The 26,753-nt window shown below is 67.0% G+C and carries 24 protein-coding genes; 6 read left to right on the forward strand and 18 right to left on the reverse strand.

From position 1 onward, the window contains the following. Positions 1 to 2 precede the first annotated feature (2 nt). Positions 3 to 740 carry an amino acid ABC transporter ATP-binding protein gene (locus tag ACEOAB_RS03125; RefSeq protein WP_056513337.1) on the forward strand — a complete coding sequence of 246 codons (738 nt, stop codon included), beginning with the start codon at positions 3 to 5 and terminating at the stop codon, positions 738 to 740. Between the two features lie 86 nt (positions 741 to 826). Here the strand turns inward: ACEOAB_RS03125 and ACEOAB_RS03130 are convergent, their stop codons facing one another. The 4 genes from ACEOAB_RS03130 to ACEOAB_RS03145 form a co-directional block, all read right to left on the reverse strand. Next, on the reverse strand, positions 827 to 1,876 hold the full coding sequence (locus ACEOAB_RS03130; RefSeq protein WP_413749588.1) for an alpha/beta hydrolase family protein: 1,050 nt from the start codon (positions 1,874 to 1,876) through the stop codon (positions 827 to 829). A 104-nt stretch (positions 1,877 to 1,980) separates the two neighbouring features. Then, positions 1,981 to 2,952: a nucleoside hydrolase gene (locus ACEOAB_RS03135; RefSeq protein ID WP_413749589.1), complete on the reverse strand. Its 972-nt coding sequence runs from the start codon at positions 2,950 to 2,952 to the stop codon at positions 1,981 to 1,983. Positions 2,953 to 3,020: 68 nt separating this feature from the next. Then, positions 3,021 to 3,848 (reverse strand): dienelactone hydrolase family protein, encoded by an 828-nt coding sequence (locus ACEOAB_RS03140; protein ID WP_413749590.1) that lies wholly within the window; start codon positions 3,846 to 3,848, stop codon positions 3,021 to 3,023. 18 nt (positions 3,849 to 3,866) lie between these two features. Continuing rightward, positions 3,867 to 4,334, reverse strand: coding sequence for a tautomerase family protein (locus ACEOAB_RS03145; protein ID WP_056597567.1), 468 nt, complete (start codon positions 4,332 to 4,334; stop codon positions 3,867 to 3,869). 106 nt (positions 4,335 to 4,440) lie between these two features. Between ACEOAB_RS03145 and ACEOAB_RS03150 the strand changes: the two genes are divergently transcribed. The 4 genes from ACEOAB_RS03150 to ACEOAB_RS03165 all read left to right on the forward strand — a co-directional run bounded on the left by ACEOAB_RS03150 (position 4,441) and on the right by ACEOAB_RS03165 (position 7,833). After that, a complete protein-coding gene (locus tag ACEOAB_RS03150) occupies positions 4,441 to 5,406 on the forward strand; it encodes a GlxA family transcriptional regulator (RefSeq protein WP_413749591.1) in 966 nt (321 codons plus the stop codon). Between the two features lie 418 nt (positions 5,407 to 5,824). Continuing rightward, the gene (locus ACEOAB_RS03155) at positions 5,825 to 6,877 is read left to right on the forward strand and encodes a hypothetical protein (RefSeq protein ID WP_413749592.1); all 1,053 of its coding nucleotides are present in this window, start codon (positions 5,825 to 5,827) and stop codon (positions 6,875 to 6,877) included. A gap of 21 nt (positions 6,878 to 6,898) precedes the next feature. Next, the gene (locus tag ACEOAB_RS03160) at positions 6,899 to 7,468 is read left to right on the forward strand and encodes a hypothetical protein (RefSeq protein ID WP_413749593.1); all 570 of its coding nucleotides are present in this window, start codon (positions 6,899 to 6,901) and stop codon (positions 7,466 to 7,468) included. Then, positions 7,465 to 7,833, forward strand: coding sequence for a DUF2513 domain-containing protein (locus ACEOAB_RS03165; protein WP_413749594.1), 369 nt, complete (start codon positions 7,465 to 7,467; stop codon positions 7,831 to 7,833). Before ACEOAB_RS03160 ends, ACEOAB_RS03165 begins: the two co-directional genes overlap by 4 nt. A 1,071-nt stretch (positions 7,834 to 8,904) precedes the next feature. Here ACEOAB_RS03165 and ACEOAB_RS03170 read toward each other — a convergent pair. From ACEOAB_RS03170 to ACEOAB_RS03225, 12 genes are all read right to left on the reverse strand, one after another. Continuing rightward, positions 8,905 to 9,876 (reverse strand): NAD(P)H-dependent flavin oxidoreductase, encoded by a 972-nt coding sequence (locus tag ACEOAB_RS03170; RefSeq protein WP_413749595.1) that lies wholly within the window; start codon positions 9,874 to 9,876, stop codon positions 8,905 to 8,907. Between the two features lie 15 nt (positions 9,877 to 9,891). Beyond that, on the reverse strand, positions 9,892 to 10,824 hold the full coding sequence (locus ACEOAB_RS03175; protein ID WP_495653453.1) for an electron transfer flavoprotein subunit alpha/FixB family protein: 933 nt from the start codon (positions 10,822 to 10,824) through the stop codon (positions 9,892 to 9,894). A 13-nt stretch (positions 10,825 to 10,837) separates the two neighbouring features. Beyond that, a complete protein-coding gene (locus ACEOAB_RS03180) occupies positions 10,838 to 11,587 on the reverse strand; it encodes an electron transfer flavoprotein subunit beta/FixA family protein (protein WP_495653454.1) in 750 nt (249 codons plus the stop codon). A gap of 31 nt (positions 11,588 to 11,618) precedes the next feature. Further along, complete coding sequence (locus tag ACEOAB_RS03185; protein WP_413750068.1) at positions 11,619 to 12,617, reverse strand: Bug family tripartite tricarboxylate transporter substrate binding protein; 999 nt, start codon at positions 12,615 to 12,617, stop codon at positions 11,619 to 11,621. Between the two features lie 32 nt (positions 12,618 to 12,649). Beyond that, positions 12,650 to 14,632 carry an acyl-CoA synthetase gene (locus ACEOAB_RS03190; protein ID WP_413750069.1) on the reverse strand — a complete coding sequence of 661 codons (1,983 nt, stop codon included), beginning with the start codon at positions 14,630 to 14,632 and terminating at the stop codon, positions 12,650 to 12,652. Positions 14,633 to 14,671: 39 nt separating this feature from the next. Further along, the gene (locus ACEOAB_RS03195; RefSeq protein WP_413750071.1) at positions 14,672 to 15,661 is read right to left on the reverse strand and encodes a Bug family tripartite tricarboxylate transporter substrate binding protein; all 990 of its coding nucleotides are present in this window, start codon (positions 15,659 to 15,661) and stop codon (positions 14,672 to 14,674) included. A gap of 40 nt (positions 15,662 to 15,701) precedes the next feature. Beyond that, on the reverse strand, positions 15,702 to 16,889 hold the full coding sequence (locus ACEOAB_RS03200; protein ID WP_495653455.1) for a CaiB/BaiF CoA transferase family protein: 1,188 nt from the start codon (positions 16,887 to 16,889) through the stop codon (positions 15,702 to 15,704). Between the two features lie 70 nt (positions 16,890 to 16,959). Continuing rightward, the gene (locus ACEOAB_RS03205) at positions 16,960 to 17,775 is read right to left on the reverse strand and encodes an oxepin-CoA hydrolase, alternative type (RefSeq protein ID WP_413750073.1); all 816 of its coding nucleotides are present in this window, start codon (positions 17,773 to 17,775) and stop codon (positions 16,960 to 16,962) included. After that, the gene (locus tag ACEOAB_RS03210) at positions 17,772 to 18,926 is read right to left on the reverse strand and encodes an acyl-CoA dehydrogenase family protein (RefSeq protein WP_413750074.1); all 1,155 of its coding nucleotides are present in this window, start codon (positions 18,924 to 18,926) and stop codon (positions 17,772 to 17,774) included. The genes ACEOAB_RS03205 and ACEOAB_RS03210 overlap by 4 nt, the downstream gene beginning before the upstream one ends. 11 nt (positions 18,927 to 18,937) lie before the next feature. Next, positions 18,938 to 20,146: an acyl-CoA dehydrogenase family protein gene (locus ACEOAB_RS03215; RefSeq protein ID WP_413750075.1), complete on the reverse strand. Its 1,209-nt coding sequence runs from the start codon at positions 20,144 to 20,146 to the stop codon at positions 18,938 to 18,940. A 10-nt stretch (positions 20,147 to 20,156) separates the two neighbouring features. Further along, a complete protein-coding gene (locus tag ACEOAB_RS03220) occupies positions 20,157 to 21,347 on the reverse strand; it encodes an acetyl-CoA C-acyltransferase (protein WP_413750076.1) in 1,191 nt (396 codons plus the stop codon). Positions 21,348 to 21,364: 17 nt separating this feature from the next. Beyond that, positions 21,365 to 23,509 carry a 3-hydroxyacyl-CoA dehydrogenase NAD-binding domain-containing protein gene (locus ACEOAB_RS03225; protein ID WP_495653456.1) on the reverse strand — a complete coding sequence of 715 codons (2,145 nt, stop codon included), beginning with the start codon at positions 23,507 to 23,509 and terminating at the stop codon, positions 21,365 to 21,367. Positions 23,510 to 23,651: 142 nt separating this feature from the next. Between ACEOAB_RS03225 and ACEOAB_RS03230 the strand changes: the two genes are divergently transcribed. Beyond that, a complete protein-coding gene (locus tag ACEOAB_RS03230) occupies positions 23,652 to 24,566 on the forward strand; it encodes a LysR family transcriptional regulator (protein ID WP_413749941.1) in 915 nt (304 codons plus the stop codon). 11 nt (positions 24,567 to 24,577) lie between these two features. Here the strand turns inward: ACEOAB_RS03230 and ACEOAB_RS03235 are convergent, their stop codons facing one another. Then, positions 24,578 to 26,077, reverse strand: a complete 1,500-nt coding sequence (locus ACEOAB_RS03235) for a sensor domain-containing diguanylate cyclase (RefSeq protein ID WP_413749942.1) — start codon at positions 26,075 to 26,077, stop codon at positions 24,578 to 24,580. Between the two features lie 74 nt (positions 26,078 to 26,151). Next, a complete protein-coding gene (locus ACEOAB_RS03240) occupies positions 26,152 to 26,733 on the reverse strand; it encodes a YbhB/YbcL family Raf kinase inhibitor-like protein (protein WP_413749943.1) in 582 nt (193 codons plus the stop codon). Positions 26,734 to 26,753 lie beyond the last annotated feature (20 nt).

A 26,753-nucleotide genomic window follows, 5' to 3' on the forward strand; every position in this document is an offset into this window, starting at 1 on the left:
AAATGATTGAAATCAAGAACGTATCGAAGTGGTATGGCCCGGTGCAGGTGCTCAACGACTGCAACGTGAACATCTCCAAGGGCGACGTGGTGGTGGTGTGCGGGCCCTCGGGCTCGGGCAAGTCCACCCTCATCAAGACCGTGAACGCGCTCGAGCCCTTCCAGAAAGGGGAGATCACCGTCAACGGCATTCCGCTGCACGACCCCAAGACCAACCTGCCCAAGCTGCGCTCCAAGGTCGGCATGGTGTTCCAGCACTTCGAGCTGTTCCCGCACCTGTCGGTGACCGAGAACCTCACGATCGCGCAGATCAAGGTGCTGGGCCGCACGCCCGACGAAGCCAAGACCCGCGGCCTGAAGATGCTCGACCGCGTGGGCCTGATGGCGCACAAAGACAAGTTCCCGGGCCAGCTGTCGGGCGGCCAGCAGCAGCGCGTGGCGATTGCCCGTGCGCTGTCGATGGACCCGATCGTGATGCTGTTCGACGAACCCACCTCGGCGCTCGACCCAGAGATGGTCGGCGAAGTGCTCGACGTGATGGTGAGCCTGGCCAAGGAAGGCATGACCATGATGGTGGTCACGCACGAAATGGCCTTCGCCCGCAAGGTTGCGAGCCGCGTGATCTTCATCGACGTGGGCGGCAGGATCCTCGAAGACTGCCCGAAGGACGAGTTCTTCAACCACCCGGAAAACCGCCAGCCGCGCACCAAGGACTTCCTGAACAAGATCCTGCAGCACTGACAAGCCGCTGCCGGGTTCAGGCAAAAGGGGCCGCGCTTCGAGAGCGCGGCCCTTTTTTCATTGGCGGCGGGCCCTGTGCACGCGATCTATTTCGTGTCGGGGCTCGCCGCAAACACCTTGTCGAAGAACGCCGGAATCTCGCTGGCCAGCCGCGCCAGCAGCGCCTTGCGGTCGAAGCCTGGCGGATCGGCCCGAACGTCCCCGTCGTCCGTCGGGATCGCGCTCGATGGGGTGTCCATGAAGGCGAAGTGCCAGGCGTCGGGAATCCGTTGGAGTTCGGCGCCCGGCATGTTCTGCGCGACCCATTCGGCATGGAAGCGCGGAACGAGGAAGCGATCCAGCTGCGCCTCGTAGATCCGCGTGGGCACGCGGATGTCCGCGAGCGAAGCGGCCGTGAAGGGAACGCCGGCTGGAGCCATCGCCACGACCGCGCGTACCCGAGGGTCGCGCAGTGAAGGCAGCAGCGGCGATGCCGGGGCCGCCACTGTGCCGGTCGGCGCTCCAGCGTTGCGGCCCACGCCGCAAAAGATCGGATCGGCGGCGCGCTCGCTCGCGCAGTGGCTGGCGATGCGCGACAGGTCGGCCTGCCCGCCCGCGAGCGCCAGCACCGTGTAGCCGCCGGCCGAATGACCCAGTGCGCCGATGCGGGGGCCTTGCGCGTCGACAGCGATCCGGTCCTTCCACATCGGATCTTTCAACAGCACGTCGATCACGTGGGAGATCTGCTGCGGCCGTTGCGTGAAGTAGGCCGCCGCGCCTTGATGCAGCAACGCGCCGTCCTGCCAGTTGTCGCCCGGATGGCGCAGCGCCGCGACCAGGTAGCCGTCCCGCGCGAGCGCTTCGGCCAGGCTGGTGTGGCCCAGTTCGGTGCCGCCGACACCGTGGCTCAACACGATCAGGCCCTTGAAGCGCTCCTCGGGTGGCGCCTGGATGGCCACGCGGACCGTGAACGGCCCCATGGGAATGGCGCGGGCGGCGGCCTGTGTCGGGTAGTAGAGCGCGACCACGACGGGCGCGGCGTCCGGCGCGGCACCCGGAAGACTCAGCTGGCGCCAGCCGGCTTCGGTGGCCATGAGCTGGAACGACAGCAGCAAGCCCGAGGCGAGCAGCAGGACCTGGCGGAAAACGGTGCGCATCGCGAATCTCCTGGACGGTGTCGATGGAGTCCGCATGGTGGCCGCACTGCAGCGCGGCTGCCACTGGATTGCGATGAAGTGCGTGAAACGCGGCGCGAGAGTGCTCAGGGCAGCCGCGCGATGTGTTCCGTCAGCAAATCGAAGAAGCCCTGCGCATCGCCGTCGACGATCCAGTTCACGTTGGGCGCGCGGTGCAGACTGCCGTACCAGTCGGCCACCGTCTGCCCGAAGCCCATGCCTTCGCGGCTGTCTACCTCCACGTGGATGCGCCTGCCCTTGAAGAGCGAAGGCTGCAGCAGGTAGGCCGTGACGGTGGCGTCGTGCACCGGGCCGCCCGGCATGTCGTAGTGCTTCATCTCCTGGGGCGCGTAGGCGTCGAGGATGTCCGCGACGATCGCGCCGGCCCGGTTGCCGAGGCCGCGCAGCCGCGCGATGCGTTCGTCGCTCGTGAGGATCTTGTGCGTCACGTCCAGCGGCAGCATGGTGATGGGCACGCCGCTCTTCAGCAGCACCGTCTCGGCCGCATGCGGATCGGCGAACACGTTGAACTCGGCCACCGGCGTGATGTTGCCGCCGTTGAAATGTGCGCCGGCCATGAGCACCAGCTCGCGCAGGCCACGCACGATGTCGGGGGCTTGCTCGAGCGCCAGTGCAAGGTTGGTCTGCGGGCCGAGCATCGCGAGCGTCACGCTCTTCTCGGGCGCGGCGCGCAGCGTGCGCACCAGGTAGTCGACCGCATGGCCATCGGCCAGCGGCGCGGCGGGCTCGTACACGTCGACGCCCGTGAGGCCCTCCTTGCCGTGGATGTTGGCCGCGTAGATCGGCGTGCGCCGCAGGGGTCGCTCGGCGCCCGCGTACACCGGGATCTCCGGCCGCCCGGCCCATTCGCAGGCCAGCCGTGCATTGCGCGAGGTCTTGGCCAGCGGCACGTTGCCGGCCACCGTCGTCAGCGCCTCGATGCGCAGCCGCTCGGGCGCCGCCATCGCGAACAGCAGCGCGATCACGTCATCGGCGCCGGGGTCGGTGTCGATGATGAGCGTGTGCACCGTGGCGTCGGTGGATGGCGTGGTTTGCATGACAAGGTTCCTCGGCGAGCGCGAACGGTGCGCCCTGCCGGGCAAGTCTGCCAGAGCGCCAGCGCCGGTCAGCGTGGGGCGTCGAGCAACCGCCGCGCAAAGAACGCCAGGATCTCGTCGCGCGCCGCCAGCGTCGGCTGGCCGGCTTCGTCGATCAGGTGCGCGGTCACCACGCTGTGCGGGCTGGCCACCACCTGCGCGAAGAAGGGCGGCGTGTCGGGGTTGGCGGCGCTGTCGGGCAGCACGCGTGCAACGAAGCGTTCGCCCAGTGCCTGCGAGAACGCCGCGAAGCGCTCGGCCTTGCAGAACCGGTCGCCGTCGAAGCGATAGGCCATCACGGTCAGGTCTTCGCGTTCCAGGCGCTCGCGCACGGCCGCCAGTTCGTCGGCCGCCACGTTCATGCCGGCCGGCTCGTCCATCGGCAGCGAAGGCTGGCACACCACCGGTGCGAGCATGGCGGGCTCCATCATCATCGAGAGCGCGAAGTTGCCGGTGAAGCACATGCCGATCGCGCCCACGCCGGGCCCGCCGCATTCCTCGTGCGCCAGCCGCGCGAGCGCGCGCAGCCACTGCGTCACCGGGCTCGACGCGTTCGATGCGAAGGCCCGGAACTCGGCGCTGACGCAGGCCCGCTTGAACACCGCAACGCCTTCCTCGGCCCCGGGCACCGCGCCGTCCCGGCCGAACAGCGAGGGCATGTAGACGGTGAAGCCCGCGCCACGCACCCAGCGTGCGAAGCGCGCGACGTGCGGGCTGATGCCGGGCATCTCGGTCATCACGATCACGGCCGGGCCCCGGCCCATGACGTAGACCTTCTTTTCGATGCCATCGAGCGTGATCTGGCGCGCAGTGAAGTCGTCGAGCGTGTCGTCTTCGTTCATGGGGCGTTGTGCCATGGGACTCTCCTTCGGTGTTCAGGCGGCCGGTGCCGAATCGACAAGATGCTGCAGATGCGCATAGCCTGCGCTGCGTGCGAAGTCGGGTAAATGCCAGACCTTGCCGCCCACGCCCCAGGCGCCGTCGGGCACTTCGTTCATCACCACGGACGTGGCGAGCCGGCGCCGGTCGTCCGCCGGCAGCGCTTCCTCGAACGATGCGTGAATGCGTGCGACGAAGAGCTCGCGCGATGTGTCATCGAGCACACCGGCTGGCAGGTACGCGAGCACGGTGCAGGGCAAGAGCCGCGCTGTCGCGTCGACGCCGCCACAGGTCCATGCGCCTGCGGCGGCTTCCTCGACCAGCACCCAGCACATGCTTCGCGCACGGGGCTCGTCGGGCATCTGCTCAGCCGCTGCTGCCGCTTCGTTGATCTTGCGAACCAGCGCGGCGCGGCTCTCGCCGGGAAACGAGCCATGAGGAATCTTCACGAGGATGGTGGGCATGCGGATGTGGCCTGAGGGAACTGTGAAGCTTGTATTGAACGTTCGGCCTCGCCAGAATGGCAGTGTCCAATTCGACTCCTTTAAGGCTTTATCGGCCAACATCCAGATGCATGACTTCACCGTGCTGGTACTGCCCGGCGCCTTCAACTCCAGCGTGGCGGTCACGATGGACGTCCTCGGCGCCGCGGAAGCGATGGCTGCGCGCGCAGGCGTCGCGCCGCCCCGGTGGCGACTGTGCTCGGTGTACGGCGGCCCGGTGCAACTGCGCGCCGGCATGAGCCTGGACACCACGCGCCTGCCCGTGCGCCCCCGCGACGATCGCTCTACGTGGGTGGTGCCGGGGCTCGGACTCAACACGCCCGGCGAGATACGCCGGTGCCTTGAGAGTGATGACGCGGCCAAGGCCATCGCGGGCCTCGTGCGTCACGCCAAGTCTGGCGGCCAGGTCGCGGCTTCGTGTTCGGCCGTGTTCCTGCTGAATGCCGCCGGCCTGCTCCAGGGCCGGCGCGCGACCGTTTCATGGTGGTACGCACCGCTGCTCGCGCGCATGGCGCCCGGCTGCACCGTCGATGCCGACCGCATGGTGTGCTCCGACGGCCCTGTCGTCACGGCTGGCGCCGCGTTCGCGCAGACCGACCTGATGCTGCACCTGTTGCGCGAGCGTTGCGGCAGCGCGCTCACCGATCTGGTCTCGCGCATGCTGCTCATCGATGGTCGCCAGGCGCAGTCGCCGTTCATCGTGACGGAGATGCTGGCCAACGGCAACGAGCTGGTGACGCGGCTCACCGCACGGGTCGAGTCGGCGCTGCCGGACGCACCCTCCGTGAGCGAGCTGGCGCGCGAGTTCTGCATGTCGCAGCGCACGCTGTCGCGTCACATCGAGAAAGCCACCGGCAAGAGCACGCAAGCGCTGGTACAAGGCGTGCGGCTGCGGCGCGCCCGCGCGCTGCTCGAAACCAGCCGCATGACGGTCGAGCAGGTGGCCGGCGCCGTGGGCTACCAGGACGCCACGGCGCTGCGGCGGTTGATGAAGAAAATGGCGGGCGCTAACCCGAGCCGCTACCGCGGCTGATGCGCCCGCAGCAAACTGCGGTGCCTGCTTCTTGCGCGCGGCAATTGCCTTTACTGCATTCGCCACCAGCAGCAGCCAGATGCGGGCTGGCTTGTGGGGCGCCTTCGGGGCGTGTGCGCAGGGCATCGGGTACTCCCCTCCGCGAATGTCCCCCGGCCTGCGGCCTCCTCCTTTATTTCGCTGCGGGGAGTACCCGATGCCCTGCGCACGATGAGTGCGGCTGTGAGGTTGGCGGTTCGACCGCTGCGGCGGATTGCAGATGGACGTGCGGGGGCGTACTACTGAGCTTTCGTGAGAGACGGGAGGTGGACAAGCAGAACTCCGAAGGGCTGGTGTCGGCTGCAGTCGACTTTGGTATGACTGCGTTCGATGTTCGCTTCAGGCTGGTTGCAGTCCTTGTAGGCACAATGGCGCGGCCATGATCGCCACTGCCGTCGCCCAACCCTTACCCGCCGCCTCTGCTCCCGCGCAGGCAACATCAGCACCTGTGCCCGGGCCAAGTACGCCGCATGCCGCGACGGTGCCTGTGACCCCGGCATACAACGCGATCACCGTTCAGCTGCAGGATGGAAAGAAGGACAAAGACTGGTATGTCGATCCGACTTTTTGGGCAGCAGTCGTTCCAGCGATAGCGGTGCTGGTAACCATCTGGAATACCAACAAGCAACTGAAGTTCAGCAGGGAATCGCAGGACAGGCAACTGGCCGACGACAGGGAGCGGCAGGAACGAGAGATCAAAGCCGAACATGAACGCGCGAGGATCGATCGCGTCACAAAGGCTCGGCAAGAGATTTACAGCGGCATGCTGGCTGACTATCAAAAGGTGCAAGGCTTGATCGCTAACTTGCCCGAAAGCGACCTCGACAAGGAAATCACTTTTACTGAACTTGCGGGGATGAGCGCCAGCGTGAACAAGCTGTGGGTTTGGGGCGAAACGGAATCAGCGTATCAGGTTCGAGAGTTCTTCTCTCAGGTCAACGAAATGGCATGGCTGGCTCGTGGCAAGGCCGAAGCAATCCGAACGCTGAAGCGTCGGTATAACCACTTGAATAATCAGGTAGCTGAGTCGACGCGCGAGCGTGACAAGGCAATGCAGGAAATTCGCGAGCACGAGGCGACGGCTGAGTACCTGCACAAAGAAGAGACTTGGATTCGGCTGAACGACCTTTTGCAGAAGGACTACAAAGCGCATGAGGCGAACAGGAGCTCTGCAAGTGACCTGCTGCTTAGGGTATCCGTGCGAATCGTTGAGCGTCGCGAGGCGTACCAAGAGTTTTTGATCGAAGCTCAGGACAAGTTGATGATCCAAGTTAACAAGGTCATGGCACTAGCCCGAGGCGACGTTCAGCTTGACGGCGATGTTTCGCGTTTGGAGAAGCAGAGTCACGAAATGTCCGCGCGGGCGCGTGCAGCCATTGTCAGAATGCGCACAGAGTACGAAGAACAAATGGAGCTTGCTCGGCTTATCTAGCAATCGAGGATGGAGGGGAACATGAGTGACTGGGACTTTCTTTACGAGATGAACGAGCGCGGCTACAGCGCGGAAGACATAGCCGACGCTGCTGCCTGTGGCGTGGCGCCTTGGGAGTGGAAGTACATCGACAAAGAGTGGATCGACGATCAGCTCGAAGATGAGCCAAAGGACGACGCCAATTCCGTTGAGCCCTTCCAGAGCAGAGAGGGATTTCCATTCAGCATGCTTGAGCAAACAGAGATATTCCAAGACTTAGTTGACTGTGCTGCGCGCCACTTCGAGAACACAGGCCGATACCTACAGGTATGGGGTGAGCTCGGCGAAATCTACGCAGAAATCAAGTTCGGGCTTCGCCGCCTCGCGACCCACTCACCCGGCGCTGACGGCACGATCGCCGGAAAGCTTGTCGAGGTTAAGACCATCTCGCCTGAGAAAACCAACGACCATGTGCTGGTCAAGAGCCAAGGAAATTTTGAACAGTTGCTTATCGTCCGCATCGATCTTGATTTCCATTTCCAAGGCAAGCTCATCGACAGAAGCGAGCTAAAGGGTGGCGAAGGCAAGTACCTTAAAGGACGTTTCGAATGAAAAGGGATTGGGACATCATGCGGTCAGTGCTTCTCGAAGTAGAAGCGCTCAACGTGAAGCAGACCGACGAGTTCGTTTTCTTCCAGCCATACAACAGCGAAGACCCAGATGGGGATCGTGCTCGCCATGCGTTGATGCTGGAGGAAATGGGCTACCTGAAAGGCATCAAGTACCAGACGCTCAGCGAGGGGCGCTTCTTGAAGAGTCCAGAGCTGACGATGCCAGGAGCGGACCTGCTCGACACGATCCGCGAGAAGAAGATGTGGGACAAGATCAAGGAGGTTAGTAAGGAGCGCGGTGTAGGGATCGCGTTCGACACGCTCAAAGGACTTGCGGGTCTTGCCGCAACCGCTCTTATGTCATGAGCGCCCAAGGGATTAGGCGATCGTCGCAGTCACCTCAGGATCAAGTGGACTTTGCCGGACGCATACGCAATGTCTGCGACGATGCCGACCGACAGTTTTTGGCGGAACTGTACCGTTCAGCATGGCGATGTCAAAGACAGTGCCCGCTGCAAAGCGAATGCTCGCATTGTCTGTCGACGATCAGCATGGAACACATAGCTGCCACCGAGAGGCCGACCCCCACAAGCCTCAACCAAGCTGAATTCCTTTCATCACGAAGGCTTCAGCCGTCGTACCCTAAAGAACTCGCTCCCCAGGCGGGCCGCGAAACTCGCAGCCCGCAGACCGGCCGCTACCCGCCAGCCTCAGGCGCCCCACGCCGCGCCTTCTCACTCACCTGAAACAGCTCCCCAGCCTTTCGAGCCAGTTCAGCCGCAAGCCAAAGCAGGTTATTCAGTTGCCGAGGCCCATCCCCGCTGCACCAATCGATGTCGTCCCCATGGCAAACCCACAGAAGGGCTTCGAGTTGAGTCAGGGTGTTTTCAAGAAGATCCGCCGGGTCTTGGGCGTTTTCTTCGGAAGCTACCGGCGTGCGGGGCCGGGCTATAGTCTTGGTAGCCATTTTTGTGCGTCCTTCCAAGGTGTTGCACGAACTTGGTTAGACGGCTGGGGTGCTAGTAACACCTCGGCCGTCGCCTTTTGATACCTCGCATCTGCATCGCTGCTTTCGCAACGACAACCTGCCGCGAGGCAAGCAGCCTTCAAACATCTCGGTGGCTTGGTGTGTTGCGCCTTCCTTGTTCCCTTGTTGGGGTATGGAGTGACAGGGGCATCCACTGTAGAGAAGAACCTGGCGAAGCAGCCGTTCCATCCGGCACGAAGTCTCGGCAACCGCCAACAAATGCAGCTTCCGCAATGCGCCGCGCGCGGACCTCATGGGCCAGTGTCGTGTCAGTCAGCAGCGGCTCTGAACGCTCAGGCCGATGGGGTGCCTTGCGCAGCGAAATAAAGGAGGAGGCCGCAGGCCGGGGGACATTCGCGGAGCAAGGTACCCCATCGGCCTGAGCGCCCCCCGGATGCGAGCAGAAAGGCTCAGTGCATCCAGGACCGCGCCCGGTCCAGATGCTCCCGACACTCGCGCACCATGCGTTCCAGCAGTTCCGCACAAGTCGGAATGTCGTCGATCAGCCCGATGCACTGGCCGGCCGAGACCACGCCGTTGTGCACCTCGCCGGACTCCAGCGCGGCCCGGCCGCGCGCGCCGGCCACCAGTGGGCGCACATCCTCGAACTCGCAGCCGCCCGGACGGTTCTCGGTGGCCACGACCTCTTCGGAGATGGCGTTGCGGAACACGCGCGCGGTGTTGTGCAGCGTGCGAAACATCAGCTTCGTGTCGCGCTCCGTGGCTTCGACCAGCGCCTGCTTGATGTTGTCGTGGATCGGCGCTTCCTTGGTCACGCAGAAGCGCGTGCCCATGTTCACTCCTTCGGCGCCCAGCGCCAGCGCGGCGGCCATGCCGCGCCCGTCGGCAATGCCGCCCGAGGCGATGATCGGAATGCGCAGCTTGCGCGCCGCGACCGGCAGCAGCACCAGGCCGGGCACGTCGTCCTCGCCGGGGTGGCCCGCGCATTCGAAGCCGTCCACCGACACTGCATCGACGCCGTTGCGTTCCGCCGAGAGTGCATGGCGCACCGAGGTGCACTTGTGCACGATCTTCACGTCATGGCGCTTCAGCGCTTCGATGAAGTCCTTCGGGCTGTTGCCCGCGGTCTCGACGATCTTCACGCCGCTGTCGATGATGGCCTGCACGTACTCCGCATAGGGCGGCGGCTTCACGGCCGGCAGGATCGTGAGGTTCACGCCGAAGGGCTTGTCGGTCAGGGTGCGGGTGCGCGCGATCTCGTGGCGCAGGTCGTCGGGCGTGGGCTGCGTCAGCGCCGTCACGATGCCCAGGCCCCCGGCGTTCGACACGGCCGCGGCCAGCTCGGCGCGGCCTACCCACTGCATGCCGCCCTGGACGATGGGATAGCGGATGCCGAGTAGCTCGGTGATGCGGGTCTTCATCGGTGCCGGGTCCTCTTACAGCGTGGTCACCAGTTCCGGCACAGCCGTGAACAGGTCGGCCACGAGCCCGTAGTCGGCCACCGAGAAGATCGGCGCTTCCTCGTCCTTGTTGATCGCCACGATCACCTTGGAGTCCTTCATGCCGGCCAGATGCTGGATCGCACCCGAGATGCCTGCTGCGATGTACAGCTGCGGCGCAACGATCTTGCCCGTCTGGCCCACCTGCCAGTCGTTCGGGGCGTAGCCCGCATCGACCGCTGCGCGGCTGGCGCCCAGGCCCGCATTGAGCTTGTCGGCGAGAGGCGCCATCACCTCGGTGAACTTCTCCGCGCTGCCCAGCGCCCGGCCACCCGAGACGATGATCTTGGCGGCCGTCAGCTCGGGGCGTTCGCTCTTCGTTACTTCCCGGCCCACGAAGCTGCTCTTGCCGCTGTCGGCCACGCCTTCGGCCGTTTCGACCGCTGCGCTGCCACCGGTCGCCGCTGCGGCGTCGAAGCCGGTCGTGCGAACGGTGATGACCTTGATCGGGTCTGCGCTCTGCACGGTGGCGATGGCATTGCCCGCGTAGATCGGACGCTCGAAGGTGTCGGGGCTGTCGACCTTGGTGATGTCGCTGATCTGCGCCACGTCGAGCTTGGCGGCCACGCGAGGCGCCACGTTCTTGCCGTTGGCGGTCGAGGGGAACAGGATGTGGCTGTAGCTGGATGCAATCGCCAGCACCTGGGCGGCGACGTTCTCGGCCAGGTTCTCGGCCAGGCTCGGGCTGTCGGCCACGATGACCTTGGCCACGCCCGCGATCTGCGCGGCGGCCTTGCCGGCTTCGGCGGCGTTGGCACCGGCCACGAGCACATGGACGTCGCCGCCGCAGGCCAGCGCCGCGGTCACGGTGTTGAGGGTCGCGGGCTTGACGGTCGCGTGGTCGTGTTCGGCAATAACAAGTGCGGTCATGTCGTTCTCTTCCTCAGATCACTTTGGCTTCGTTCTTCAGCTTGTCGACCAGGGTGGCGACATCGGGCACCTTGATGCCGGCGCCGCGCTTCGGGGGCTCGGCAACCTTGAGGGTCTTCAGGCGCGGCTTGACGTCCACGCCCAGGTCTTCGGGCTTGAAGGTGTCGAGCTGCTTCTTCTTGGCCTTCATGATGTTGGGCAACGTCACGTAGCGCGGCTCGTTCAGGCGCAGGTCGGTGGTGATGACGGCGGGCAGGCTCAGGGAGATGGTCTCCAGGCCGCCGTCGACTTCTCGGGTCACGGTCGCCTTGTCGCCAGCGACTTCGACCTTGGAGGCGAAGGTGGCTTGCGGCAGGTCGGCCAGCGCAGCCAGCATCTGGCCGGTCTGGTTGGCGTCGTCGTCGATGGCCTGCTTGCCCAGGATGATCAGCTGGGGCTGTTCCTTGTCGACCAGCGCCTTGAGCAGCTTGGCGACGGCCAGCGGTTGCAGTTCCTCGGTGGTCTCGACCAGGATGCCCCGGTCGGCGCCGATGGCCATGGCGGTGCGCAGGGTTTCCTGGCACTTGGCGTCACCGCACGAGACGGCGATCACTTCGGTGACCACGCCCTTTTCCTTCAGGCGAACCGCTTCTTCGACCGCGATCTCGTCGAAGGGGTTCATGCTCATCTTGACGTTGGCAATGTCCACCCCGGTGCCGTCGCTCTTCACGCGCACCTTGACGTTGTAATCGACGACCCGTTTGACAGGTACGAGAACCTTCATGGCTGTTCCTCTTGAATGACAAAGAAATGGATTACTCGAGCTTGGCGCCCGACTGCTTGATCAGCCGCTCCCACACCGGGCGTTCCTGCTTCCAGGCGGCGGCAAAGAGTTCGGGCGAGCTGTCCTTGATCTCGAAGCCCATGGCCGCCACGCGCTCGCGCACGTCGGGCTGCTGCGTGGCCTTGCGCACTTCCTGCGCGATGCGTTCGACGATGGGCTTCGGCGTCTTCGCGGGCACGGCGATGGCGAGCCAGCCGGTCACGCGATAGGCCTCGTCCTTCATGCCCTGCTCGACCAGCGTGGGCACGTTGGGCAGGGTGCTCATGCGGCGCTCGCCGGTCACGCCCAGCGCGCGGATCTTTCCGGAATCGATGTGCGGCTTGGCCACCAGCGCGCTGGCGTAGGCCATCTGGATCTGGCCGCCGATCAGGTCCTGCATCATCGGCGCCTCGCCCTTGTAGGCGACGTGGCTCATGTCGGACTGCGTCGCCAGGCTCATGTGCGCGCCGGCCAGGTGCGGATACGCGCCCACGCCGTACGAGCCGTAGGCCACCTTGCCCTTGTTCGCGACGACGTACTTCAGCAGCTCCGGCCCGGTCTTCGCCGGCACGCTGGGGTGCACCACCAGCACCAGCGGCGCCATCGCGATCTGGTAGACCAGCGTAAGGTCGCGCTGCGTGTCGTAGGGCAGCTTCTCGTAGAGGAACTCGTTGGTCATCAGCGAATTGCTCAGGCCCAGCACGATGGTGTAGCCGTCGGGCGCGGCCTTGGCGACCGCGTCGGTGCCGATGATGCCGGCCGCGCCGGGCTTGTTGTCGATGATGATGGGCTGGCCCAGGCCGGCCGACATCTTCTGGCCCAGTACGCGCGCCAGCACGTCGGTGGCGCCACCCGCGGCGAAGGGCACGACCATGCGGATCGGCTTGTTCGGGTACGTGCCCTGTGCCTGCGCGTGGGGCAGCGCGCACAGCGTGGCGACGGAAGCGGCGGCGCACAGCAGGGCACGGCGGGTCGGAAGGCGGAAGGTCATGGCTTGTCTCTGTCTATGGTTTCTGAAAAAGGTCACTGCGCGGCGATGCGCGTCTTGAAGGGCAGGGGCTCCAGCGCCTTCTGCAGCCGTTCCTGCAGCGGCGCGGCGAGCGCGCCTGCCGCGGCGCTGTCGATCTGCACGCGCACCAGGCTCTCGCCTTCGGTCTTCACGACGGGCAGCGCGGCCTCCGGCACGCCGAGTTCGGCGCAGGCTTCGGCGACGGCTGCGTTCACCACGTAGAGCGCGGCCATCGCGCGCAGTTCGGGCTTGTAGATCTTCCCGACGTTGGTCATCGGCATGGTGCCGATCACCGACACCCACTTGGGCCGGGCCGGTGCCTCATCGACGCGCGCGGCGGTGAACGCGAGCAGCTCTTCTTCCGTCGCCGATGCACCGGGCACCAGCGTCGCGAAGATCACGGGCAGTTCGCCCGCATAGGCATCGGGCGCGCCCACCGCGGCGCACAGCTGCACGGCCGGGTGCGCACCCAGCGCGTCTTCGATGGTCTTGGGGTCGATGTTGTGGCCGCTGCGGATGATCAGGTCCTTCGAGCGGCCCGTGAGGTTGAGCCGCTCCTCGCTGTCGATCCAGCCCAGGTCGCCGGTGGCGAGCCAGCCGTCGGCCGTGAAGGCCTTGGCATTGTCGGCCGGGTCCACGAAGCCCGAGAACAGGTTCGGCGACTTGAACAGCACCATGCCGGTTTCGCCCGGCGCCACCTCGCGGTCGCTGGCATTGCCGTTTTCGTCGAGCGCCACCACGCGCATCTGCATGTACGGCAGCCGAAAGCCCACGCAGCCCGCGGGCCCGTCCACGCCCGGCGGCGTGATGGTCGAGATGCCGGCCATCTCCGTCATGCCCAGGCTCTCGTGCACGTGCAGGCCGAACAGGCGCTCGAAGCGCGCCGCGAGTTCCGGCGAGAGCACGGCGGCGCCGGTGCGGCAGTAGGTGATCGATGAAATGTCCGCGCCGTCCAGCGGCACGTTGGCCAGCGCCGCGAGCACGGTGGGCACGGCCGACAGCGAGGTCGGGCGGTACTTCTCCACCAGCTTCCAGTAGTTGGCCAGCACCTCCTTGTTGCGCAGCAGCGAGGTCGTCGGGATGATCACCTCCACGCCCGCCGACAGCGCCGCCAGCGAGGCCGGCAGCACGCCCGCCACATGGAACAGCGGATAGCCGTTGATGGAGATGCCGTTCTCGTTCATGCCCGCGACCTGCACGCTGGCCCAGGCGGTGAACACCTGCGCGCCGTGGCTGTGGCGCGCGAGCTTCGGCGCGCCCGTGGTGCCGCCAGTGTGGAAGTACGCAGCGATGTCGGTGGGTGCGATGTCGCGCCCGCTCACGAGACGATCAGATGGTTGTGCCGCACGCAGCACATCGAACTCCGCCACGCCCGGCAGCGCGGTCGCGCTGTCCGATCCTGCTCCAGGCAGCGTGCCGGCCGTGCCCGGCACCTCGTCGTGCGGCGCCACGCGCAGCACGGTGGTGAGCGTGGGCACCTGGCCGCGCAGGCGCATGGCCTTCGACCACATGCCCGATTCGGCGTCCGAGCCGTAGGCGATCAGCACCTTGGCGCGCGCGGCGGTCATCAGCGCGACCAGCTTCTCATCGGTCAGCAGCGGGTTCAGCGGCTGCACGATGCCGGCCGCCTCTCCGCCCCACAGCGCGAGGTGGTACTCCAGGCAGCCGGGCAATAGCACCGCAACCGCATCGTCGGGCCCGACGCCCAGCGCGTGCAGCATGTTCGCGGTCTGGTGGATGCGCGCGAGCAGTTCGGCGTACGACCAGCGGATCGGCTCGTCGGCCGGGTTGCCGGTGCGCAGGAAGGTCAGCGCGGTCTTGCCGCCGAAGGCATGGCCCGCGTTGCGGAAGATCTCGTAGGTGCTGCGCACCGTGAGCGCCTGTTCCAGCGGCGTCTCTTCGAGCCGGTGGATGTCCGCCAGGCTGCGAATGGGAAATGCGGGGCGGAACGGCGCACCGACCGGGGTCTTGTGGTTCTTGTTGTCGTTGTCTGTCATGCCTGTCTCCTTCATGCCGGTCGTCGGCCGCCTGCCGTTTTACTGGGTCGTGATGTGGTTGTCGCGAATGACCTTGCCCCAGCGTTCGAAATCCTCGCGCATGCGCGCGCCCGTCTGCTCGGGCGTGCGGTAGGCCGCGAAGGAGCCGACGCTCTGGAGCCTGTCCTGCACTTCCTTGTCGGCCAGCGCCGCCTTCAGTTCGGCGCTCATGCGGTCGATCACGTCCTTGGGCGTGCCGGCGGGCGCCAGCAGGCCGCCCCACGAGGTCGCATCGAAGCCCGGGAAGCCCTGCTCGGCCACCGTCTTCACGTCGGACAGCAGGCTCACGCGCTTGGCCGAGCCGACCGCGATGGCGCGCAGCTTGCCGGCCTTGATGTGCGGCAGCACGCCCACGAGGTCCGAGAACATCGCGGGCACCTGGCCGCCGATCAGGTCCGTCACGGCCGGTGCGCTGCCGCGGTAGGGCACGTGCTGCATGTCGAACTTGCCGATGGTCTTGATCTGTTCGGTCGTCAGGTGGCCGAAGCTGCCGGCGCCCGCCGTCGTGTAGTTGAGCTTGCCGCCTTCGGCCTTGGCCTTCGCGATCAGGCCCTGCAGGCTGTTCACCTCGGGCAGCGACTTGGGGTTGACCACCAGCACGATCGGCAGGTCGTACACCGAGCCCACGGGCGTGAAGTTCTTGAAGATGTCGTAGCCGGTCGGGCCGTACAGGTGCGCGGCCAGCAGCGTCGGCGTGGCCAGCATCACGAAGGTGTAGCCGTCGGGCGCGGCGCGGGCCGCGGTGGCGGCGCCCACGGTGCCCGAGGCGCCGCTGCGGTTGTCGATCACGATGTTCTGCTTGAGCGCGGCCGACATCTTCTGCGCCACGATGCGCGAGGCCACGTCGGTCGGGCCGCCGGGCGGGAAGGGCACGATCAGCGTGATCGGCTTGGCGGGCCAGGCCTGTGCGAAGGCGCTGCCAGCGATGAGCGGCAGGGCGAGTGCGAGAAGGGCGCGGCGAACGGGACTGCGAAGGGAAAGGGATGCCATTGGGTCTTGTCTACTTTGGAAATGCGGGCGCCTGTCTTCTTCAGACGACGCCATTCGTTTTCAGCGCCGCCAGCTTGTCATCCGACAGGCCGAGCAGCGACTGCAGCACGTCGTGCGTGCCTTCGCCCAGGGTGGGCGGCGCGCCGTCGAAACGGTAGGGCGGCGCCAGCACGTTGACCGTGCCGGCCACCGGATGCGGCTGCGTGGTCACGAGGCCGGCGTCGGTGGCGCGCTTCGATTGCAGCGCCTCCAGCAGGCCCAGCACCTCGCCGCACGGAATGCCCGAAGCCGTGAGCCTCGCGAGCAGGTCGGCGCGCTGGCGCTTCGCCAGCTCGGCATGCAGTTCGGGCAGCAGCACCGCGCGGTTCGCGGAACGCAGGATGTTGGTCTTGAAGCGCTCGTCGGCTGCGAGGTCGGGCCGTTCGATCACGTCGGTGCAGAAGCGTGCGAACTGCGCGTTGTTGCCCACGGTGATGACGAGCGGGCCGTCGGCTGCGTCGAACACGCCGTACGGCACGATCGACGGATGCGAGTTGCCGTAGCGCGGCGGGTCTTCGCCCATCAGCAGCGCCTCGAGGCCGTAGTAGGCGGTGATCATCAGGCCGCAGTCGAACAGCGCCATCTCCACATGCCGGCCCTTGCCGGTCTTCTCGCGCTGGTAGAGCGCGGCCAGGATGGCCTGCGCCGAGTACATGCCGGTGAACAGGTCGACCGCGGCCACGCCGAACTTCAGCGGCGGCTGGTTGGCTTCGCCATTGAGCGCCATCAGGCCCGCCTCGCCTTGAACGACGAGGTCGTAGCCCGGCCGCGCGGCTTCGGGGCCGGTGCGGTCGTAGCCCGAGATCGAGCAGTAGATGAGGCCCGGCTGCTCCTTGCTCAACTGCTCGTAGCCGAGGCCCAGCTTGTCGATGCCGCCGAACTTGAAGTTCTGGATTACCACGTCGCACTGCTTCGCAAGATCGCGCGCGAGCTGCTGGCCTTCGGGCGTCTGCAGGTCGAGCGTGACCGAGCGCTTGTTGCGGTTCACGCTGTTGAAGTAGGCCGTCTCGGTCTTGCCGACGCGCAGGCCCCAGTCGCGCGTGTCGTCGCCGCGGCCCGGGTGCTCGACCTTGATGACCTCGGCGCCCATGTCGGCCAGCACCATGCCGCACCAGGGCCCCGCGAGGATGCGGGACAGATCGAGGACGCGCACGCCGGCCAGCGGCAGCGAGGAATTCAGCGAGGACATGGCAACTCCGGAAAGATTGAAAACCCCTGCACCCGCGCGCGAGAGCCTAGGGGATTGGGCACGGCGCGCGTCAGGACTCGGCCTGCTTGCGGCGGCGCAGCGCGACGAAATCGGCGCTGCGCTTGCCGAGGAACGCACCAATGCCTTCGGCCGATTCGGCGTCGCCTTGCGACTCGACCATGAACACGGCCTCGGCATCGAGCTGCTCTTCCAGCGTGGCGTGGTGCGCCTGGCGGCACAGCGTCTTGATGCGTGCGCTCGCGCGCTGCGGACCGGTCGCGACCTTGGCCGCGAGCGCGATGGCTTCGGCCAGCGCGGCGCCCTTGTCGGTGAGGCGGTTGACGGCGCCCAGCGCATGCAGGCGCTCGGCCGGCATGCGGTCGCCGGTCAGGCACATCTCGGTCAGCACCTGGCGCGAGACGAACTCCGCGAGGAAGGCCGTGGCGCCGCCGTCCGGCGTGAGGCCGACCTTCACGTAGGCGACTGTGTAGAACGCATCGCGCGCCGACACGAGCATGTCGCAGGCCAGCGCCATCGACAGGCCCGCGCCGGCCGCGCCGCCTTCCACGGCCGCGATCACTGGCTTGCTGCAGTCGCGCAGCGCGCGGATCAGGTTGTTGAGGCCTTCGAGAATCTCGCGGCGCTCGGCCGTGGGCAGCTCGCGCCGCTTGGCCAGCAGGTTGAGGTCGCCCCCGGAGCAGAAGAAATCGCCCGCGCCGGTGAAGACGATGGCGCCGACCTCGGGGTCGTTCTGCGCATCGGCGAGCGCGGCCGAGAGCTCGGCGTACAGCGTCGGCGTGATCGCGTTGCGCGCGGCGGGGTTGCTGTTGGTCAGGATGCGGACGGCGCCTTCCTGCGAGATCGGCACAGTCTTGTTGCCGCTCATGCCGCCAGCTCCTTGCCGGACTCTTTGCCCAGGGCGATGTAGCGCTGCAAGTGGTGATCTTCGTCGCCCAGCTGGTGGTCGATCATCACGAGGCGCTTGGCGTAGTGGGGCAGCGGCAGCTCCCACGTCATGCCGATGCCGCCATGCATCTGGATGCTTTCTTCCGCCACCAGCGCACCGATGCGGCCGATGCTGAACTTGGCGGCCGAGAGCGCGCGCTCGCGCGCCACGCGGTCCGTGCCGTCGATGGCGGCCGCGGCGTTGATCACGGCCGAGCGGGCCTGCTCGATCTCGAGCAGCAGGTCGGCCATGCGGTGCTGCAGCGCCTGGAAGCTGCCGATGAGAATGCCGAACTGCTTGCGCGTGCGCAGGTATTCCAGCGTGGCGGTCTTGGCGGCTTCCATCGCGCCCAGCGCTTCGGCGCACAGCGCGAGCACGCCGCGGCCGATGGCGCGTTCCAGCGTGGCGTGGCCCTGGCCTTCGGCGCCGAGCAGCGCGTCGGCGCCCAGCTTGACGCCGTCGAACGCGAGCTCGGCGACCCGGCCGCCGTCGATCGAGGGGCAGCCGCGCACCGTGAGGCCCGCGGTCTTGGCGGGCACGAGGAACAGCGAGATGCCGGCTTCGTCGTCCACCGCACCCGAGGTACGCGCCGAGACGAGGAACAGGTCGGCCTGCTCGCCTTGCGGCACCACGGCCTTGGCGCCGTGCAGCACCCAGCCGTCGCCGTTGCGCTCGGCCCTGGTCTGCACGCGTGTGCGCTCGTAGTGCGTGTCGGCTTCGTCGTGCGCGAAGGCTGCGACGGTCACGCCGTTGATGATGTCGCCGAGCTTCTCTTTCTGCGCGTCGCTGCCGGCGGCGCTGATCGCCTCGCCGACCATCACCGCGCCCAGCAGCGGCTCGACCACCAGGCCGCGGCCCAGTGCCTCGAAGACCACGGCAATGTCGAAGCCGCCGCCGCCGAAGCCGCCATCGGCCTCGCCGAACAGCGCGCCGATCACGCCCAGTTCGGCGAACTGCTGGAAGATTTCCTTGCTGAACCCGTGCTGCGACTTCGCGATGCGGTCGCGCGCATCGAAGGCGTACTGCTCGCTGATGAAGCGGTTCAGGCTGTCGGCGAGCATGCGCCGGTCTTCGGTGTGTTCGAAGTTCATTGCATGTCTCCTTACAGGCCCAGGATCATCTTGCTGATGATGTTCTTCTGGATTTCATTCGAGCCGCCGAAGATCGACAGCTTGCGGTTGTTGAAGTAGCGCGATGCGGCAGCCGACGCATAGGCCGGGCCGAAGGTCTCGCCGTCGAAGCCGTCGTGCAGCGCTTCCTCGATGAAGGGCCGGCCGTAGACGCCCATCGCGCGGCGCGCGAGCGACGAGATCTCCTGCCGGATCTCGGTGCCGCGGATCTTCAGCATCGAGCTTTCCGCACCCGGCACGCCGCCGCCTGCCACTGCCGCTATCACGCGCAAGTTGGTGGTCTTCATGTTCTCCAGGTCGATCTCGACGCGTGCCATGCGTGCCGCGAACGCAGGGTCTTCGTTCAATGGCTTGCCGTTCTTCGTCTGCTTCGCGGCGATGCCCTTGAGCTGCTCGAGCGCGGCCACCGAGAAGCCCACGCCCGCGATGTTGGTGCGCTCGTACGTCAGCAGGTACTTGGCGCAGGTCCAGCCCTTGTTCTCCTCGCCGACCAGGTTCTCGGCCGGTACGCGCACGTCGGAGAAGAACACCTCGTTCACTTCATGCTCGCCGTCGAGCGTGATGATCGGGCGCACTTCCACGCCGGGCGAAGTCATGTCGATCAGCAGGAAGCTGATGCCTTCCTGCTTCTTCGCCTCGCGGTTCGTGCGCACCAGGCAGAAGATCATGTTGGCGTGCTGGCCCAGCGTGGTCCAGGTCTTCTGGCCGTTCACGATGAAGTGGTCGCCCTGCGCGTCGATGCCGCGCACGGCCGAGGTCTTCACCGCCGCGAGGTCGGAGCCCGCGCCGGGTTCCGAGTAGCCCTGGCACCACCAGTCGTCGCCGTTCAGGATGCGCGGCAGCCAGTGTCGCTTCTGCGCCTCGTTGCCGTACTTGATGAGCACCGGGCCGAGCATGTTCACGCCGAAGGGCACGATGCGCGGCGCGAAGGCCAGCGCGCATTCGTGCTCGAAGATGAACTTCTCGACCGCCGTCCAGCCCGGGCCGCCGTACTGCTCGGGCCAGTGGTTGGCGAGCCAGCCGCGCTCGTTGAGGATGGCGTGCCATTCCTCCATGTCGGCCTTCTCGAGGATCTTGCCGCTGCGCACTTTCTCGGACAGCCGTACCGGCAGCTTGGCGGCCAGGAAGGCGCGCACTTCGCTGCGGAAGGCTTCTTCTTCGGAGGTGAAGTTCAGGTCCATTGCGGGCTCCTCAGTAGATTTCGAACAGGCCGGCTGCGCCCATGCCGCCGGCAATGCACATCGTGACCACGGCGTACTTGGCGCCGCGGCGCTTGCCTTCGATGAGCACGTGGCCCGTGAGGCGTGCGCCGGTCATGCCGAAGGGGTGGCCGATGGAGATCGCGCCGCCGTTCACGTTCAGGCGCTCCGACGGGATGCCCAGCTTCTCCTGGCAGTAGATCGACTGCGAGGCGAAGGCTTCGTTGAGTTCCCACAGGTCGATGTCCTGCACCTTCAGGCCGTGGCGCGCGAGCAGCTTGGGTACCGCGAAGACCGGGCCGATGCCCATCTCGTCGGGCTCGCAGCCGGCCAGCGCGAGGCCGCGGAAGGCGCCCAGCGGCTTGATGTTGGCGCGCTCCGCGTCCCTGGCCTCCATCAGTACGCAGGCCGATGCGCCGTCCGACAGCTGCGAGGCGTTGCCTGCGGTGATGAACTTGTCCTCGCCCATCACCGGCTTCAGCTTGGCGAGCGCTTCGTAGGTGGTGCCGCGGCGGTTGCAGTTGTCCTCGATGGCGGTGACTTCGCGGTAGGTGACTTCCTTGGTCTCCTTGTCGGTCACGGCCATCGTGGTGGTGCAGGCCACGATCTCGTCCTTGTAGCGGCCGGCCAGTTGCGCCTCTTCGGTCTTGCGCTGGCTCTCGGCGGAGAAGCGGTCCTGCGCCTCGCGGCTGATGTTGTAGCGCTTGGCGACGATGTCGGCCGTGTCGATCATGGCCATGTAGAGCTCGGGCTTGTGCTCGACGATCCACGGGTCCAGGCTGAGGTCGCCACCGTCGCTGGGGCTGCGGCCGCGGATCTGCGAGATGCTCTCCACGCCGCCCGCGATCATGGCCGGCGCGCCGTCCACGACGATGCGGCCGGCGGCCATCGCGATGGCCTGAAGGCCCGAGGCGCAGAAGCGGTTCACCGTGGTGCCGGCGATGCTGATGGGCAGGCCCGAGCGGATGATGGACTGGCGCGCGATGTTGCGGCCGGTGGTGCCCTCGGGGTAGCCGCAGCCGAGGATCGCGTCCTCGATCAGCGCCGGGTCCAGGCCCGAGCGCTCGACCGCGGCCTTCACCGCGAACGAGGCCAGCGTGGCGCCGGGGGTGATGTTGAATTCGCCGCGGTGCGCCTTGGTGAGCGGGGTGCGGGCGGTGGAAACGATGACGGCTTCACGCATGACGATGTCCTTTGTGCTTACTCGGATTGATTGAGGCTTGCGAAATCGGCGCCGCGTTCGACCAGCTCGACCAGCAGCGGCGACGGCTTCCAGAAGATCGGGTCTTCTTTCGCGAACTCGCGGATGTCGGCCAGCACCTTCGGCAGGCCCACGGTGTCGGCGTACTTCATCGGGCCGCCGCGGTGGCGCGGGAAGCCGTAGCCGTAGAGGAAGGTCACGTCCACGTCGAGCGGGCGCAGCGCGATGCGCTGGAGCACGACGTTGGCGCCTTCGTTGATCATCGCGGCCATGTAGCGGCGCATGATTTCCTCTTCGGTGAAGGCGCGCGGCTTGATGCCGGCGCGTACGCGTTCGGCGTCGATGATGGCCAGCACCTCGGGGTCGGGCACGCCGGTGCGCGCGCCTTCGGGGTACAGGTAGTAGCCGCGCTGCGTCTTCTGGCCGAACCAGCCGCGCTCGCAGATGCGGTCGGCCACCTGCACGTAGCGCGCCTCGGGGTCGCGCGTGGCGGCCTTGCGCTTGCGGGTGGCCCAGCCGATGTCGCCGCCCGCGAGGTCCGACACCTGGAACGGGCCCATCGGGTAGCCGAAGTTGCGAACGGCCGCGTCGATCTCGTAGGGCGAGGCGCCGTCTTCCATCATGTGGTCGGCGGCCTGGCGGTACACGGCCAGGATGCGATTGCCGATGAAGCCGTCGCACACGCCGGCGCGCACCGGCACTTTCTTGAGCTTCTTCGCGAGCTCGAAGCCGGTGGCGACCACGTCGGCGCTCACCTTGGCTGGCACCACGATCTCGAGCAGCTTCATGATGTTGGCGGGCGAGAAGAAGTGCAGGCCCACCACGTCCTGCGGGCGCGAGATGCTTTCGGCGATCTCATCGATGTCGAGGTACGAGGTGTTGGTGGCGAGCACGGCGCCGCGCTTGCACACGCGGTCGAGCTCGGCGAACACGGCCTTCTTGACGCCCATCTCTTCGAACACGGCCTCGACCACGATGTCGACGTTGGCGAGCGCGTCATAGGAGGTCGAACCGCTGAAGCGCGCCATCACGGCGGCCTTGGCTTCGGGCGTCATGCGGCCCTTGGCGATGAGGCCGTCGTACACCTTCTCGACGTTGGCGCGGCCGCGCGCGAGCTGGGTGTCGTCGCGCTCGATCATGGTCACGGGCAGGCCCGCGTCGAGCATCGCCACTGCGATGCCGGCGCCCATGGTGCCGCCGCCGACGATGCCGGCCGACTCCAGCGCGCGCGGCTTGGCGGCCTTGGTCTCGGGCGCCTTCAGCACTTCGCGCTCGGCGAAGAAGGCGTGGATCAGGCCGGCGCGCTGTGGGCTGTCGATGCACTGCAGGAACAGCTTGCGCTCCAGCGCCATGCCTTCGTCGAAGGGCAGCGTGAGCGCGCCTTCGACGGCTTCGATGATCTTCATCGGCGAGAACAGGCCGCGGCTCTTCTTGGCGGTGTCGGCGCGCGCGGCTTCGAGGGCGGCGCGGCTGGCTGCGGTGTCGGCGAGGCCGGCGGCTTCGCGGGTGCGGCGCACCGGGGCCTTCGCGGCAATCAGTTCCTGCGCGTAGGCGAGGCCCTCGGCCAGCGCGTCGGCGTCGTTGCCGAGCCGGTCGACGAGGCCGAGCGACAGCGCTTCCTTGGCGCCGGCATGGCGGCCACTGAGCATCAACTCCAACGCGGGCTTCACGCCGATCAGGCGCGGCGCGCGCTGCGTGCCGCCCGAGCCGGGCAGCAGGCCCAGCGCTACTTCGGGCAGGCCGAGCTTTGCGGTGGGCGAGGCGATGCGGTAGTGCGCCGACAGCGCCACTTCAAGTCCGCCGCCGAGCGCGGCACCGTGAATGGCGGCGACGACCGGCTTCGTGCAGTTCTCGATCTTCAGGCAGGCCTCGGGCAGCGACGGCGGCTGCGGTGTCTTGCCGAATTCGCGGATGTCGGCGCCCGCGATGAAGTTGCGGCCCGCGCCGACGATCAGCACCGCCTTCGCGGCGCCGTCGGCCTCGGCCGCGTCGATGGCGGCCACGAGGCCGCGGCGCACATCCACGCCCAGGGCGTTGACGGGCGGGTTGTCGATGGTCACCACGAACACGTCGCCGTGAACGTGGGCCGGCTCGAAGGTCACGGGACCGGTGGACGTGGAGGGGCTGGGAGTGCTGGTGGCCATGTGCGTGTCGCTTGTCTCTTGCGTTGCGGGCCGGCGGGCCCGAGGCTCTGGGGTGAACCCCGCATTCTTGGACCGCGCCGCCTCTTTGACAATTGCATAGACGGTTGACAGACTGTCAAAGAATTTTTGACACAATCGCCGCATGGACCTCCAATCGCTCACCCTGCTGGTGGAAATCCTCGACGCCGGCAACCTGAGCGCCGCCGCCCGCCGCCTCAAGATGAGCCGTGCCAACGTCAGCTACCACCTGAACCAGCTCGAGCGCTCGGTGGGCGCGCAGCTGGTGCGGCGCACCACGCGGCGCGCCGAGCCGACCGAAATCGGCCTGCGGCTCTACCAGCACGGCATCGCCATCCAGGGCGAGCTGCTGGCCGCGCGCGAATCGGTCACCACGCTGGGCCAGGAGTTGCAGGGCCGCGTGCGGCTGAGCGTGCCCAGCGGCTACGGCCAGCTCGTGATGGCCGACTGGCTGATCGACTTCAAGCGCCAGTACCCCGGCATCGTGCTCGACGTGGTGTTCGAGAACCGCATCGAGGACCTGCTGCGCGACGAGGTCGACATCGCGATCCGCGTGATTCCCGAGCCGCCGCAGAACCTCGTGGCGCGCGAGATGGGGCCGGTGCGCTACGTGGCCTGTGCCTCGACCGACTATGCGGCGAAGCATCCGCTGCCCGTGCAGCTCGACGCGTTGCAGGGCGCGCCGGTGGTCACGGCCGCCGTCATCGGCCGGCAGCTGCGCGTGTCGGCCTACCAAGGCGAGACACGGCGGGAGGTGATCCTTGAGCCGACGCTCATTTCCGAGAACTTTTTATTCCTGCGCCAGGCCGTCCTCGCGGGCCTGGGCATCGGCCTCGTGCCCGACTACGTGGTGCAGGAAGACGTGCGCAAGGGCGACGTCGTGACCACGCTCGACGACTGGCGCCTGAGCATCTTCGGCACGCAGATGTTCATGCTCTACATGCCGAACCGTCAGCACACGCGGGCGATCCGGACCTTCATCGATTTCATTCTGCAGCGGGCGCGGCCGGTGCCCGGTCAGGCGCCGGAGGCGCGATAGATGGCCGGCGGCTACGCCTGTCGCCGCTCCACCCCGGTGCTCTCGTAGTGCTGCGCCTTGTCCACGTACATCGCCCGGTCCGCCCGCTGCAGCGCCGCCTCCAGCGACTCGTCCCCGTGGCAGGTCGCCAGCCCGATGGCCAGGCTCAGCGCATGGCCGCTCTGGCCTGCATGGAACTGGTTGTTCATTTCGAGCAGCGTGAGGATGCGCTCGCGCATCGCCTCGGCGCCGCGCTCGTCGGTCATGGGCAGCAGCACCGCGAACTCGTCGCCGCCGATGCGCGCGGGCCAGGCGGGCAGGGCGACGGCCTTGTCGAGCACTTCGCCCATGCGGCGCAGCAGCGAGTCGCCGGCGGCATGGCCTTCGTGGTCGTTGATCTGCTTCAGCCCGTTGAGGTCGATCGCCACGATCGACACCGGCCACGGCCCCTTGCGCGACAGGCGGTTGAGCTCCTCGGTGTAGTAGGTGCGGTTGCACAGCTGCGTGAGCACGTCGTGCTTGCCGAGGTATTCGAGGTAGGCCTCGGCCTTCTTGCGCGCGGTGATGTCGACCAGCGACACCAGCACCAGGTCCCAGGTGTCGAGCCGGTCGTCCTGCACCGCGAACTGCATGTGGATGTTCAGCGCCTCGCCCGACAGCGAATAGTTGAGCACCTCGCGCTGCTGCACCGTCTTGCCGTTCCACAGGTCCTGCAGCTGCTCGGCGAAGGACTCGCGCATCTCGTCGCGGAAGACGCGCGAGATGTTGCCCAGCAGCGTCTGCAGGTCGGGCGCGCCGAACATGCGCAGCGTCTCCTGGTTCACGTCGATGACGCGGATCTCGTGCATGCAGCGCGTGACGAATTCGGGGTGCACCTTGATGAAGGTGGCGAAGTCGGTGATGCCGCGCGCGCGGATGCTCTCGAGCAGCGAGCGCACCGCGCTGAAGTCTTCCACCCACAGCGACACGGGCGAGCGGTCGAACAGGCTGCGCGCGTGCTTCGCGCTCTCGTCGCGCAGGCGCTGCGCGGCCACGCGCTCGGTCACGTCGTCGAGCGACACCAGCACGCGGCTCCAGGAGTCTTCGTGGCCGGGCAGCACGCGGGCGCGAACGCGCACGTCGAGCCGCCGGCCGTCGAGCGCGTAGTTGACGGTTTCGCTCTCGAAGGTGAGCTGGCCGCGCCACAGCTGGTCGAGCTCGTGCACCACGGTGGCCGACATGTCGCCGCGGAACACGCGGTCCAGCGCGCCCAGCAGGGTCTGCTGGCTGTCGGCTGCAAAGAGCCGCAGCGTGTGCTGGTTGACCCGCAGCACCTTCAGCAGCGCCATGCAGTCGCTCACCCGCTGCGGGTCCGCCGACAGGTGCGCCACCAGGTCGGTGACGCCCTCGGCGCGCCAGCCGTCGAGCTTGCGCTTCAGGTCGCCGTAGTCCTCGATCCAGAGCGAGACGGGCGCCAGGTCGAACATGCCGTCGAGGTCGTCGTGGGTCGGCGAAAGCGAAGAGGGGGCGAACGCGGCTGCGGGCAGGGCCATCGATGAAGCTTTCGAGGAAGCGGCTGTGGATGTCAGGGGGTGAGGACTTAATTATTACATTTGTTAACGAGAGATCAGCGGCTGTAGAGGCCCACCACGCTCTGACCGCCCAGCGCATGGCCCTTGAGCGCGGCCAGCAGCGCATCGCGCGCGAGGCCGGCCGGCAGGCTGCCCGGTGCGAGGTCGGTGGCAATCACGGTCAGCACGTAGTGGTGCGGCCGATCGCCCACCGGCGGGCACACGCCGCGGTAGGCGGGCGCGCCGGCCACGTTCGGGCCCATGGTGAAGTTGAAGTTCGAGCCCGCCTGTCCTTCGCCCGCCTTGAGTTCGCCGCGCTCGGCCGCGATGTTGTAGGCCACCCAGTGCGACACGCCGAGGCCGGCCGCGCCGTCCGGGTCGAACACCAGCACGGCGACCGATTTCGTCTTGGCCGGCAGGTTGCTCCACGCCACGGGCAGGGAGACGTTCTTGCCGCCGCAGTCGCCCGCGCCGGCGTGGTCGGACGGAATGACGCCGTTGTCGACGAAAGCGCTCGACGTGACTCTCATGCCCGTGAAGGCCTTGCCGCTGCCGGCCGACATGCCCGTGCAGCCCGCCATGAGGCCGCTGAGCGCGAGCGCCGCGATCGACAGGGCAAGAGGATTGTTGTTGCGCATTTCTTTTTTCTCCTGAAGGG

It is taken from the genome of Variovorax sp. Varisp53 (genome assembly GCF_059491555.1).